The following is a 13,010-nucleotide window of genomic DNA, read 5'->3' as shown; positions in this document are numbered from 1 at the left end:
AACATTAGGCAATTAAATGCGGAGGAAAGTGTCAAAGTGATGCCTTTTTCACCATTTTGAATGAGACCTAACAAAAGCTTCTTAGCAGTTTTTTGAATAAAAAATGAAATTTTAGAATTTCCGGTAATATAAACCCACCGCCATAATGCCATCCATAACGATATCAATGGATGATGAGCAAGCACATGGCAGTTAACGATTCAGTAACGAATTTTCCAATCAACAAGCCTCGGCTGGTTTCGAATAACCGAGCTGCCGATCTTCCGCGTTTTAGCAAGCAATCTCTTCAACCGGGTGAAGTTGCCCTTGTTGGTGCCGGTCCGGGTGACCCTGAGCTGTTAACACTGAAAGCACTTAACTGCCTACAACAGGCTGACGTCGTGCTTTACGACTACCTAGTGTCTGACGAGATCATGACGCTAATTCCAAGCGAAACCATTTTGGTGTGCGTGGGTAAACGTGCTGGTCACCACAGTGTGCCGCAAGAAAAGACTAACCAATTGCTGGTGGACTTTGCCAAGCAAGGCTACAAAGTGGTGCGCATTAAAGGTGGCGATCCATTTGTGTTTGGTCGCGGTGGTGAAGAATTGGAAGTTTTGGCTGATGCCGGTGTTCGTTTCCAAGTAGTTCCGGGCATTACTGCCGCTGCGGGTGCGACTGCTTATGCAGGGATCCCGCTGACGCATCGTGATTACGCGCAGTCAGCACTGTTTGTTACGGGTCATCTTAAAGAAGAAAGTGACGACATGGACTGGTCGACATTAGCGCGCGGGAATCAGACTTTAGTGATCTACATGGGACTGATGAAATCACACTATATTCAGAATCAGCTCATCAAACATGGTAGGGCAGCCTCAACCCCTATCGCCATCATCGAGCGCGGTACGCAAATCCAGCAAAAAGTTTTCACCGGAGAACTTTCTCAACTATCTGAATTATCTAAAGAAGCTCAAGCTCCGTCTTTGATTGTTGTCGGCGAAGTTGTGCGTCTGTCTCAAAAGTTGGACTGGTTTTTGTCTAGTACTGAATTCAACAAAAGTGCTATTGCCAGCTCCATATAATTTCAGACCAAAGATTAGGGACTAATGAGCCTTCAAGCTTAAAAAGGAAAGACAAAACATGGACCAACAACGTTTAACTCACCTTAAACAACTCGAAGCGGAGAGTATTCATATCATCCGCGAAGTTGCGGCTGAGTTCGATAACCCAGTCATGATGTATTCGATTGGTAAAGATTCATCAGTCATGTTGCATCTTGCGCGTAAAGCCTTCTACCCAGGCAAAATTCCATTCCCACTGCTGCACGTAGATACGGATTGGAAATTCCGCGAGATGATCGAGTTTCGTGATCGTACCGCTGAGAAATACGGCTTTGAGCTTTTGGTTCATAAGAACCCAGAAGGTCTAGCAATGGGGTGTAGCCCATTTGTGCACGGCTCTTCAAAGCATACTGACATCATGAAGACTCAAGGTTTGAAGCAAGCTCTGAACAAGTATGGTTTTGATGCGGCATTCGGTGGTGCACGTCGTGATGAAGAGAAGTCACGTGCAAAAGAGCGCGTGTACTCATTCCGCGATAAGAACCATACCTGGGATCCGAAAAACCAACGTCCGGAGCTTTGGAAAACATACAACGGTCAAGTAAACAAAGGGGAAAGCATTCGTGTGTTCCCACTTTCAAACTGGACTGAGCTGGATATCTGGCAATACATCTACCTAGAAAACATCGAGATTGTGCCTCTGTACCTTGCAGACAAGCGACCGGTTGTTGAGCGTGATGGCATGCTGATCATGGTAGACGATGACCGCATGGAGCTAGAACCAGGTGAAGTGATTGAAGAGAAGAGTGTTCGTTTCCGTACTTTGGGTTGTTACCCACTGACTGGCGCGATTGAGTCTGAAGCAAACACGCTAACAGGCATCATCGAAGAAATGCTGGTGGCAACCTCAAGTGAGCGCCAAGGTCGTGCGATCGACCACGATCAGTCAGGATCGATGGAGCTTAAGAAACGTCAAGGTTACTTCTAAAGGATCTAAGGAAAGATAATGAACAGTGCAGTTGAAGCTCAGTTAGCCGAGCTTGGTATTGAAGGCTATTTAAAACAACACCAGTACAAGTCGTTACTTAGATTCCTGACTTGTGGCTCGGTAGATGACGGTAAAAGTACCCTAATCGGTCGCTTACTCCACGACTCAAAACAAATTTATGAAGATCAGCTAGCTGCGGTTCACTCGGATAGCCAACGCGTAGGCACCACGGGTGAAAAGCCAGATTTGGCATTGCTGGTAGATGGTCTACAAGCAGAACGCGAGCAGGGCATCACCATTGATGTGGCTTACCGTTATTTCTCGACGCAGAAACGTAAGTTCATCATTGCTGATACGCCAGGGCATGAGCAATACACGCGTAACATGGCAACAGGTGCATCGACCTGTGATTTGGCTGTGATTCTGGTTGATGCACGTAAAGGAGTGTTGGACCAAACGCGTCGTCACTCATTCATTTCTAACCTACTGGGTTTGAAACACTTTGTTGTCGCTATCAACAAAATGGACTTGGTGGATTACTCACAAGAACGTTTTGAAGAGATCCGTGATGAGTACTTACAGTTCTTAGAAAACCTAGCGGGTGAGACGGATATCCAAATCATTCCGTTGTCAGCGCTAGAAGGCGACAACGTAGTAGAGAAAGGACAGAACCTAAGTTGGTTTGAAGGTCCATCTCTGCTTGAGCTACTTGAGACTGTTGATGTTGACCATGAGAAAGGCGAAGGTGATTTCCGTTTCCCTGTTCAGTATGTAAACCGTCCTAATCTCGATTTCCGTGGTTTTGCGGGCACGATTTCATCAGGTTCAGTGAAAGTAGGTGATGCGATCAAGGCGCTGCCATCAGGCAAAACCTCAACCGTTGCACGCATCGTGACCTTTGATGGCGATGTACAGGAAGCACAAGCAGGTCTGGCTGTGACGCTGACTCTGAATGACGAAATTGATATCAGTCGTGGTGATTTGCTGGTGCTGGAAAATGCACAAGTAGAGTCAACTAACCACTTGTTGGCTGACGTGGTGTGGATGACAGAGCAACCGCTGCAACCGGGTCGTGATTACGACATTAAGATTGCTGGTAAGAAGACGGTTGGTCACGTTGAAGCGATTCGTCACCAGTACGACATCAACAATCTTTCTACTCACGGTGCAGCTGAATTGCCACTCAACGGCATCGGTTTGTGTGAGTGGTCGCTGAACGAATCTGTCGCATTGGATAACTACCAAGATTGTGCCGATACCGGCGGCTTCATCATCATCGATCGTCTAACCAATGTAACAGTAGGTGCCGGCATGGTGAAAGAAAGTTTGGCTGCTGTTGAGCGTGGTCTTGCGGATGTTTCTGCGTTCGAGCTTGAACTCAATGCTTTGGTTCGTAAGCACTTCCCGCATTGGGAAGCTAAAGACCTGAGCCAGTTATTGAAGAAGTAATTGGTTCACTTAGCCTGACTGGATTGCGAAACCCGTCAGGCTGATTTCCCCCGAATCCAGAATGCTCCGGAAGCCCAAGAAACCGAGCATTCTGGCGTTCTTTTTCGCTTGCTTTGCTTTTTTGTCTGGTTACTCGTTTGTCACTCCGTGCAGCTAAGTTTGCACGAGTCGTTGTTGTGCCCGTATCGGGTTTATTGGTAAGGATTGGCTATGTGGGAACAAGGATTTGTATTAGCGATTTTGCTTGGCATTATCACTTGTTTGCTCGTAACCAAAATCAAACCAAGCTACGTATTTGCTGGGGCAGCTTTCATTGCGTTTATGGCGGGGATGATTGAGCTCAATACCATTGCGGCAAACTTTACTAATTCTTCACTTCTGACCTTGGTGTTGTTGATTCTTGCATCGAGCGCATTAGAAAAAACGCTATTAATCAGTTGGGTCAGTCGCAGTATTTCTGAAGGGCACCTTGGCAGTGTGATCGCTAAGTTGGGTTTTTCTACTGCTTTGCTTTCTTCTTTTACTAATAATACTGCCGTTGTGGTGTCATTAATTGGTGCGATAAAACGTAATCAACAACACGCGCCTTCTAAGCTTTTAATTCCCCTTTCTTATGCGGCGATTTTTGGTGGCACGCTGACTCTGATTGGAACCTCGACAAACTTAATCATCAACAGCTTTGTTGAGGATGCGGGCTTACCAAGCTTGAGCTTCTTTACTCCAACCATGATTGGCTTAGCGGTGCTAGTGGGCGGTGTGCTGATTCTGATTCCGCTAAGTTACCTTTTGCCTAATTACGATGACCAAAACCAAGAAGACTTGCCTTACTTCTTGGAGTCTCGTGTCGAACCGGGCTCGCCACTGGTTGGACGTACTATTACGGAAAATAACTTACGCGCACTGAGAAAACTATTCTTGGCTGAAGTGATACGCGATGGTGTCAGTGTACCTTCTGTTGGTCCTGATTTTGTGCTTAATGCTAAAGACCGATTACTATTTTGTGGTGATGTAGAGAGTGTTGCGACGCTACAAGAGATCCCAGGTTTAACGTTGTTTGGTCATCAACACCTCAACGGACAAAATTTTATGGAAGTGGTGGTGAGCTCATCGGCGACCTTCTGCCATAAAACGCTTAAAGAGAGCCGTTTTCGAGATCGATTTGATGCGGTGGTCGTGGCGATTCGCCGTGGTCATGAGCGTCTTGAAGGTGGCTTAGGCAATATCACTTTAGCCGCAGGTGATACGTTAGTTTTAGTTCCCGGTAAGCGCTTTGAAGCAGAACGTCGCGCGCATCGTAAAGAGTTCGTGTTGGTGAACGATTTAGATTCGAGTGCACGTTTGGATGCGAATAAATCGGCCTTGGTGTTGTTTGGCTTTGCTGCAGTGATTGGCTGTGCGTTGTTGGAACTCGTACCTATTATCAAAGGTCTGGCGGCGTATTTGATTGCGCTACTTGCCTTTGGTGTGATTCAACTTTCTGAACTTCGTCGTCGCTTCCCAATTGATATCGTGGTGATTGTTGGCTCTGCGTTATCTATTGCGCAATTGATGATTTCATCCGGCTTGTCGGTGCGTATGGGCAATATGTTTATCGAAGCCTTTAATGGCTGGGGCGTGTTTGGCGCTTTAGTTGCAACTTACATCATGACTCTGGTGCTAACGGAACTTGTCACCAATAATGCGGCGGCGGCGCTGTCTTTCCCTATTGGCTATAGCATGGCGGTAGGCTATGGCGTTGACCCAATGCCTTTCATTATGGCGGTGCTGTTTGGTGCCAGTGCCAGTTTTATCTCTCCTTACGGATACCAAACCAACTTGTTGGTATACAGCGTAGGGAATTACAAATTGACCGATTATGTGCGAATTGGCGTGCCGATTTCCATTGTGTATTCAGTGCTAGTACTGACGCTGATTCCGGTCTTCTTTCCGTTTTAATCTGTAAATTTACAAGGATACGTTATGACTGCCGAAACTCCGGTAAAAGATGAAAACATCGTTTGGCATCAGCACTCGGTTGATAAACAGTTTCGTGCTGGATTAAAAAAGCAGAAGCCTGCGGTACTTTGGTTTACTGGGCTATCAGGTGCAGGTAAATCAACGGTGGCGGGCGCATTGGAAAATCGCTTAGCCGAATTGGGTTATCACACTTATTTGCTCGATGGCGACAATGTGCGCCATGGCTTGTGCAGCGATTTAGGCTTTTCTGAGCAAGACCGTCGCGAGAACATTCGCCGTATTGGTGAGTTAGCAAAACTGATGGCAGATGCGGGGTTGATTGTTTTGTCAGCGTTTATTTCTCCTCACCGCGCTGAGCGTCAATTGGTGCGTGATCTACTGCCTGAGGGTGAGTTTATTGAAGTGTTCGTCAATGCGTCTCTAGAAGTATGTGAAGGTCGCGATCCAAAAGGCTTGTACAAAAAAGCACGCGCAGGTGAAATCCCGAATTTCACCGGTATTGACTCAGAATACCAAGCACCAGCAAACCCAGAAATTGATTTGCCTGCGGGCGAAAAGAGTGTCGAAGAGCTGGTGGAGTTGTGTTTAATCGACCTTAAACAACGTGGCGTGATCCGATAAAAAAGCATTTGGATCATAGGTGGCCAAAAAGTCATTGAGCAGATAAAAGAGCTTTTGGATCATAGGTGACCAAAAGCTCTTTTTGCTGTACTAAACGGTGTGATTCACCGTAGGTTTTGCTTCACTATGAACGCTAAATCTCTGATTTAAAAGCGCTAACATCTGATCGTAATACTGGTTGTTAGGTTTATTTCCGAGCAGTTTACACAACTCATTACCTGTTGGGGTAAAGCGGTAGTACAACAGGCGCACGCCTTTCGTATTTACCTGCAGTGATAAGTTTTTACCTTGATAGGTGAGCATCAAAGGCGTTTCAATGCCAATTTCTCCGGACTCTAATTCAGTGCTGTGCAGCAGTCCCAATTCAATCAACACTAACAAGCTTGAATAAGGAAGCTGGAAGCTGCCCATATTAAGATTGCTAGTGGTATCGCGTTTGCCAAAGCTGAACATCCCGCCATGCGCTTTGTAGCCAATCAGCAGTTTGCGACTGGTATCTCCACCGAAGCTGCATGCCAGTGTGGCTGCCCGTTGCAGAGTCTGTGCTTCTCTCGGCGACATATCTTTAAGGACTTTAAGCGCTTTCATCGATGTTGAGCCGGGATTGGTCACTTCGCGCTTCATGACTTGTGCCCACAACTTTTGCATTGAGCTGTTGTGGATGTCCTGAGCCATATCGAAAAAACGATACAACCAGTCTTGGTCAGGTTCACCTGCGGTCTCATCTCGACATGAGCTGTGCGCCAGTTTTAGGATCTGCTCTAAGTTCTTTTGTCTTTGCTCTTGGCGGCGTTGTTCACGCAATTGAGCGCGTTCTAGTGCGGTTTTAGCTGGAGGATCACTTTGCAACAATGCGTCTAACCCGTAGATTTGGGCAATGCTTTGAACACGGCTTGCACTGTCTTTAATGTAGCCAGACTTCTTTTCATGATGAGTATGTTTTTGTTGTGTGGGTTCGTGTTCGATAACAACAGGTTGCTTTGTTGGTTCTGCCATTTCATTTCCTACCAAGACTGGCGATTAGCGCTTGCTTAAATTTACACCTTTCCTGTTTTCTCGACCAGAGAGGCATGTCCGGATTTTGACAGAATAAGGACTATTCAAAATGATAATGAGTTGTTAAAATTGTTATCGTTATTTTGGAGGGGTGATGAAATATTCAGACGCAAGCAAACTGAGAAAACACCTGTCGATAGCGCTACTTTTGGTTTTGTATGTTGGCGTGTTAGCGTATTTATCTCGTTACATCGTATAAACAGCAGGCATAAAAAAGGCGCCGAACCGACGCCTAGTGTATTTATTTAATCAAGCAGACATTACATGTCATCGTAGGGTTCGATTGATGAGCCTTCAATCACGTAGGCAGTTTCTGCCAACTCATGTTCAATGGTCTCGGTTTTTAACGTTCCCACCACATAAATGACATCCCAAAGCTCCTGCACTGGGGCTCCTTTCGGGAATTTTACATAGATGATCTGATTTGGTGGTGGTGGCGGAACATGGATACAAGCGCCAAAATATGGCACCAGTAGGAATTCCGTCACCGTATTCGCATCACCTTCTAATGGGATGACAAAGCCCGGGATTTTCACTTTGCTGCCGTTAAGCTCAGGGCGAACATTACCAATCTTAGATTGAAGTGCCGCACCACCATTGTGGTCAGTGGCTGGCATGCCAACACTGTCGAACATCTTGCGCTCATTCTCTGGCACAAGATCAATCCAATCGAGCGTTAATGGTTCATCACTTGCCATTACTGGCGCAGTGAAGGAAATCAGTAGCAAACAGCTAGCGAGTATCTTTTTCCACATTTTTACTAAATCCTAATTGTCATTCCATCACTGAGCGATTGTCGGTAAGCGCGGAATGCTGGGATGAAGCCAATCACAATACCTGCACACTGTACAAAGCCAAGCAACATCCATTCATACGGCGACAGTGCCGTTAAGGTTAGGTGTATACCATAACTTTGTTGGATTATTGGTTGCAAGAGGGCAAGAATGGAATACAAGCCCGCAACACCAGTAATGATGCCTGCAAACGTCAGTAAACTCGCTTCACTGATCAGTAATGAGAAGACGTGTTTAGGTCTTGCCCCCATCGCACGCAGAATTGCCATTTCACGGCGGCGTTCTTGTAAGCTGGTTAGCAAGCTACTCAACATACCCAATAAACCTGCAACGACTACGAAGCCTGAGACTGCCATCAGTGCTTGTTCTGCAACCGACATCATGCCCCATAATTCATGCAGAGCGACGCCCGGCATGATGGCGCTAAGCGGCTCTTTCGGGTAAGTATTAATTTGTCTTTGCAGAGCAAAAGTCTGAATGCGTGATTTCAAGCCAACCAACATGGCAGTGATCTGTTTAGGTTGGAAGTCTCTGGCTTTGAGCTCAGCCGCACTTGGTGTCGGACCTAATCGAGCTCCGCTTTCCCAACCGACATGAATCGCTTCAATTGCTTCTAGAGAAACATGGACAGTTTTGTCCACCGGAGTGCCAGTAGGCGCAAGAATCCCCACCACTTTAAATGGCAAGTTATCGTGTCGACTGAAGCCGACATCACTGATGCCATGAGCAATGATGATCTCGCTACCAATCTTATAGCCAAGTTGTTTCGCTACATCAGAGCCAAGTACGGTTTCAAACAAGCCATTGAATTCTCTACCTTCAGAGAAGGTTAGTGGTTGCTTACTTCCGTACTTATAATGTTCGAAATAGCTGTGGTTGGTCCCCATGACTCGAAAGCCTTTGTGTGAATCACCCAGCGAGATTGGAATCGCCCAATCTACAGCGCGGTGGTTAGCAAACTCTTGGTAGCTCTTCCAGTCAATGTTGTTTGTGGCATTACCAATTCTGAATACCGAGTACAACAACAGGTTCACTTGCCCTGAGCGACCTCCGACAATTAAGTCTGTACCAGAAATGGTGTTAGCGAAGCTGTCTTTTGCTTGGGTTCGAATGCGTTCTACACCCAATAGTAGGACAACAGAAATTGCGACTGTCATGATGGTGAGAATAGCAGTCGCCTTGCGGTTCATCAGGCTTTTCCAAGCGAGCTTTACAACTGCACTCATGATGCGGCTCCTAGGGTTTGCACTTGATTGATTTCAGGCAGATTGAGTGTTCGGTCAAACAAGGACTCTAGCGTCGGGTCATGGCTGACAAAAACCAGTGTCGCGTTAGCAAGGTTGGCTTGCTCCATTAATAGTTCAATAAAAGCCTTACGGTTGTCATGATCCAATGCAGATGTCGGTTCATCGGCAATCACCAATTCAGGCTGACCGATCAAAGCGCGTGCGGCTGCGACACGTTGTTGCTGACCAATGCTGAGTTCTGATACTGGCTTGTCATGCAGTGCTTTTGGTAAACGTAAGCGCTCCAATAACGTCGTTGCTTGTTGCTCCAGTGATGCCGTAGAAGCATTTGGAGCAACGCGGTCGCGGCGAATTCTGCTGAATTGGCATGGAATTAGGACATTCTCAATCACATTTAGGTAAGGCAACAAATTGAATTGTTGGAAGATATAGCCAATGTGATCGGCACGAAATTTGTCTCTTTGGCTTGCTCTTAGGCTGGCGATATCAGTGTCCAATACCGACAGTGAGCCAGATGTGAGTGTGTTGATGCCAGTTAACAAAGCAAGCAGAGTCGATTTACCACAGCCGCTAGGACCTTTGATAAAGACATGCTCGCCTTGAGCAATGTGAAGTTGCGGGATGTTAATGGTCGCGTTTTCTGAGCCGGGCCAGACAAACTGGGCGTTAGATAGCTCAACAACGTTTGACGTGGTTTCAGTCATAGTAAATCACCAAAGCAATGGCGTGTAAGTGGGTACTTACACGCCATATGAGTTATTTAATTGCGATCTTTGCGTTGTCTTTGCTTAGGTTAGTCGCAGACTGAGTGGTGTCAGTGAACAGGTTCACACTGATAGATTCCGTTGCTGGGAATTGCTTAAACCAAGTCGTATCGATGCTGTTTAGGTCTGCAACTGAATCACAGTGGTAGCGGTACTCTACGGTGAATTCACCATGACCACCGTGTTCATGGTCATGACCTTCGTGATGCTCGTGACCGTCATGATCGTGGTGGTCATCATGCTCATCATGATCATGGTCTTTATGCTTGTCATGGTCATGGTCATGTTTATCGTGATCATGCCCTTCGTGGTCATGTTTATCATGATCGTGACCTCCATGGTCGTGGTGATCATGACCTTCGTGTGACTCTTCTCCTAGCGTGTGAGCTACATGTACATCTTCAATTACACACTTTGCTTGCTGGTTGATAGCAAACAGTTTGTTCGTGTCTTTTAGAGCAGCAATAGCATTATTCAGTGCATTTTCTTGTTCTGCGTTTTCTGGTGCATGCTCAAAGCCCACTACGTCAGCACCTGGAGATGTGATTTCGATCAATAGGTCTTTACCGTCTTGAGCAATATTGAATTCTACGTGACCGTGTACGTGTGCTTCATGTTGACGGTATTCTTCAGCGTTAGCAGTAGCGGTTAGTGATAGACCGATAACAAGAGCTAGAGCGTGTTTAGATGGCATTTTCTTATCCTAATTTTGCTTAATTTTCTGATGTGGTTGCAGTTCAAATCGTGCGACTAGCAACCTTAATTTCTTATAAGGGGACTTCTTAAGTTTAAGCAAAAATAGGAGGTGCACGCGCAGTATAACGCACGTCGCTAAGGCTGAACTGCCGTTCTATGACGTCAGAGTGTGCGGCGCGCTGGTAGGTTGGAGGGATTATCTCCGGTAACTGCTTGACCAAACCATGTTGTGCACCAGCAAACAGCTGGCAATGATGATGGCTATGATGTTCTGGGATGAGATCAAGTTGATGCGCGATGGTTGCAAAGTTCCAGGTAAGCAGCAGCGCAACACTGAGTAATATGACAGTGCGACGCCAATGATGTGTGGTGACTTGCCAACGAGAATGCATCTTAAAACCTGAAACGATACCTAGTGTTATAATATAACACCCATTTTCGTTAAAAGTTCACACTTTTGTTCGTTTTGGGTAAATTATCTAGGTGAAATAAGAGCTTACGCTCAGGAAAATAGGGGGCTCTTTGTTGAAAGAGTGCAATGAGCAGAGAGCTGTATACCCAAGCATCTCAAGGTTGCTTGGGCATATATCAACAGTTCTAAATATTTTGTTTGATTAAGCCAAGCACTTGAGTGATTTCATCAGGGGTTAATGCGCCCTCTTTTACAAACAAAATCTTACCTTGCTTATCTTGGACTACGATTGCTGAGCTTTCTTCTTGCAGTGCCCATGTGTTTGCCACAACACCGTTTTCATCCAGCACCATTGAAGACCAAGGGAATTCTTGTTTGCTGTCTTGCGCCGATGATTTTACAAATGAACCTGTTCCCCAAACAGCATCATCTTGGTTAATGATGGTAGTCGTTTGGTAAGCGTCTTCTGGGAATTTCGCTTCAGTTAGCGCTGTCATTAGTGGTGCGTTCATCGCTTTTGAGCTGCTGCGTCCTGCAATTGCATGAATGACTCGAACTTTACCCAGCATGTTTTGAGTTGCCCAAGGCTGGTAAGCGACACCTTCGCCTTGCAGTACGATTTCACCATAAGCATCGACTTTTGCTGCGGGTACACTCTCACCAACAGATAGGTTATGAGCCAGAGCCAGACCCGGAGCAAGAGCGAGTATAAGAGGGAGGAGAGTCTTAGTTTTCATGTTGTTATGTTCCATATGGGTTGTGAGACTCACCAAGTATATACGTACGGTGCATAAAAATGTAGAACCCGACATAACAATTATTTAACGTATGCCATCTAATAATGTTGCGTTCACGTTGGAATTTGATAGAATGAAGTTCGTCGCAAATTGCGCATAAAGGTTGCCAAGGAAAGAGCAATCGGTGTTTTCTCAAAAGGATGTTGAGGTTGGTTATGCTACGTGAGTTTGCTGTGTACCGTCCACGTCAGGTGGCGCGTTTCGTTAAGACTTTATTCAAAGGTCAATTCTCAATTGCAGGTATTGGTGAGTTCCGTTTTGACAACGGAAAAGTGCTATTACCTGATGTCAAAAATCCCAAGCAACTCTCTGTATTTAGAGAAGTAAACCAAGCGATTTTATCTCTTCCAGTTTGATGACAAGAATTGTAAAAGAGCGACTTTTGTCGCTCTTTTTCGTTGTGGTTAACTTTGTAGGCTTGGTGGGAAGCACACGCCCGTACCGCCTAAACCACAATAACCGTTAGGGTTCTTCGCTAGGTATTGCTGGTGGTAAGTCTCAGCAAAGTAATAAGGACCTGCTGCTTGGATCTCTGTAGTGATTGCTGAACGTTGATCTTCTTGCAGTGCTTGTTGATATTGAGCTTTTGATTTTTCAGCGGCATCTTGTTGTTCTTGAGAGTAGGTGTAGATCGCTGAGCGGTATTGAGTACCCAAATCGTTGCCTTGACGCATACCTTGAGTTGGGTCGTGTTTTTCCCAGAATGCCGCAAGTAACTGCTCTACAGAAATTACCGCTTCATCGAATACGACACGAACAACTTCTGTGTGTCCGGTTTTTCCAGAGCAGACTTCTTCGTAAGTTGGATTTGGAGTATAACCGCCAGCGTAACCGACCGATGTTGAGATCACGCCATCGAGTTGCCAAAACAAGCGTTCAGCTCCCCAAAAGCATCCCATGCCAAACAAAATCTGTTGCTGGTTAGCTTGTGGCTGCGCCGTTAAACTCGATTGATTGACAAAATGAGTGTCGTCGATCTGCATTGATGCCTCTCTACCGGGCAGTGCATCTTCTATACTGATCATTGTCTGTTTGTTGAGCATGGTATTTGTCCTTTAATACGTGTCTTAATTTTGCGAAAAAATCTATTCAGTCTGAATATGATGTTGTGATGACATAGACCGTGTTAAACCTATTAATATTACAGACTTAGCCTTTATTTGGCGTTATTATTGTTTACGTTTATTTAA

At 45.7% G+C, this 13,010-nt stretch carries 14 protein-coding genes; 6 read left to right on the top strand and 8 right to left on the bottom strand.

Going from position 1 to position 13,010, the window contains the following annotated elements; translation table 11 throughout:
• Positions 1-185: 185 nt before the first annotated feature.
• From cobA to cysC, 5 genes are all read left to right on the top strand, one after another.
• Positions 186-1,061, top strand: a complete 876-nt coding sequence (gene cobA, locus OH459_RS10290) for a uroporphyrinogen-III C-methyltransferase (protein WP_050935616.1) — start codon at positions 186-188, stop codon at positions 1,059-1,061.
• 58 nt (positions 1,062-1,119) lie between these two features.
• Entirely contained in the window at positions 1,120-2,028 is a 909-nt protein-coding gene (cysD, locus tag OH459_RS10285; protein WP_005450539.1) for a sulfate adenylyltransferase subunit CysD, read from the top strand.
• Between the two features lie 18 nt (positions 2,029-2,046).
• Positions 2,047-3,477: a sulfate adenylyltransferase subunit CysN gene (gene cysN, locus OH459_RS10280; RefSeq protein ID WP_269986651.1), complete on the top strand. Its 1,431-nt coding sequence runs from the start codon at positions 2,047-2,049 to the stop codon at positions 3,475-3,477.
• Positions 3,478-3,687: 210 nt separating this feature from the next.
• Complete coding sequence (locus tag OH459_RS10275; protein ID WP_009698870.1) at positions 3,688-5,412, top strand: SLC13 family permease; 1,725 nt, start codon at positions 3,688-3,690, stop codon at positions 5,410-5,412.
• 24 nt (positions 5,413-5,436) lie between these two features.
• The gene (gene cysC / locus OH459_RS10270) at positions 5,437-6,054 is read left to right on the top strand and encodes an adenylyl-sulfate kinase (protein WP_005450533.1); all 618 of its coding nucleotides are present in this window, start codon (positions 5,437-5,439) and stop codon (positions 6,052-6,054) included.
• Positions 6,055-6,144: 90 nt separating this feature from the next.
• Here cysC and OH459_RS10265 read toward each other — a convergent pair whose 3' ends face one another.
• The 7 genes from OH459_RS10265 to OH459_RS10235 all read right to left on the bottom strand — a co-directional run bounded on the left by OH459_RS10265 (position 6,145) and on the right by OH459_RS10235 (position 11,760).
• Positions 6,145-7,050: a TIGR03899 family protein gene (locus OH459_RS10265; protein WP_009698869.1), complete on the bottom strand. Its 906-nt coding sequence runs from the start codon at positions 7,048-7,050 to the stop codon at positions 6,145-6,147.
• Positions 7,051-7,370: 320 nt separating this feature from the next.
• Complete coding sequence (locus OH459_RS10260) at positions 7,371-7,865, bottom strand: DUF3299 domain-containing protein (protein WP_005450528.1); 495 nt, start codon at positions 7,863-7,865, stop codon at positions 7,371-7,373.
• Between the two features lie 5 nt (positions 7,866-7,870).
• Positions 7,871-9,130: an ABC transporter permease gene (locus tag OH459_RS10255; RefSeq protein WP_005450526.1), complete on the bottom strand. Its 1,260-nt coding sequence runs from the start codon at positions 9,128-9,130 to the stop codon at positions 7,871-7,873.
• The gene (locus tag OH459_RS10250) at positions 9,127-9,855 is read right to left on the bottom strand and encodes an ABC transporter ATP-binding protein (RefSeq protein WP_029788842.1); all 729 of its coding nucleotides are present in this window, start codon (positions 9,853-9,855) and stop codon (positions 9,127-9,129) included. The genes OH459_RS10255 and OH459_RS10250 overlap by 4 nt, the downstream gene beginning before the upstream one ends.
• A 52-nt stretch (positions 9,856-9,907) precedes the next feature.
• A complete protein-coding gene (gene zrgA, locus OH459_RS10245) occupies positions 9,908-10,609 on the bottom strand; it encodes a zinc uptake protein ZrgA (RefSeq protein ID WP_050924529.1) in 702 nt (233 codons plus the stop codon).
• A gap of 94 nt (positions 10,610-10,703) precedes the next feature.
• Entirely contained in the window at positions 10,704-11,003 is a 300-nt protein-coding gene (locus tag OH459_RS10240) for a DUF2607 family protein (protein ID WP_005450520.1), read from the bottom strand.
• A 205-nt stretch (positions 11,004-11,208) separates the two neighbouring features.
• Positions 11,209-11,760 carry a YtfJ family protein gene (locus OH459_RS10235; protein WP_009698865.1) on the bottom strand — a complete coding sequence of 184 codons (552 nt, stop codon included), beginning with the start codon at positions 11,758-11,760 and terminating at the stop codon, positions 11,209-11,211.
• Positions 11,761-11,975: 215 nt separating this feature from the next.
• Between OH459_RS10235 and OH459_RS10230 the strand changes: the two genes are divergently transcribed.
• Positions 11,976-12,176 carry a DUF1107 domain-containing protein gene (locus OH459_RS10230; RefSeq protein ID WP_005450516.1) on the top strand — a complete coding sequence of 67 codons (201 nt, stop codon included), beginning with the start codon at positions 11,976-11,978 and terminating at the stop codon, positions 12,174-12,176.
• A gap of 48 nt (positions 12,177-12,224) precedes the next feature.
• Here the strand turns inward: OH459_RS10230 and msrA are convergent, their stop codons facing one another.
• A complete protein-coding gene (gene msrA / locus OH459_RS10225; RefSeq protein WP_017817246.1) occupies positions 12,225-12,863 on the bottom strand; it encodes a peptide-methionine (S)-S-oxide reductase MsrA in 639 nt (212 codons plus the stop codon).
• Positions 12,864-13,010 lie beyond the last annotated feature (147 nt).

Origin of the sequence: Vibrio sp. MM46 (genome assembly GCF_027587135.1) — a bacterium.
In the GTDB taxonomy this organism is placed as follows: domain Bacteria; phylum Pseudomonadota; class Gammaproteobacteria; order Enterobacterales; family Vibrionaceae; genus Vibrio; species Vibrio harveyi.
This window is presented reverse-complemented; position numbering and strand designations above follow the sequence as displayed.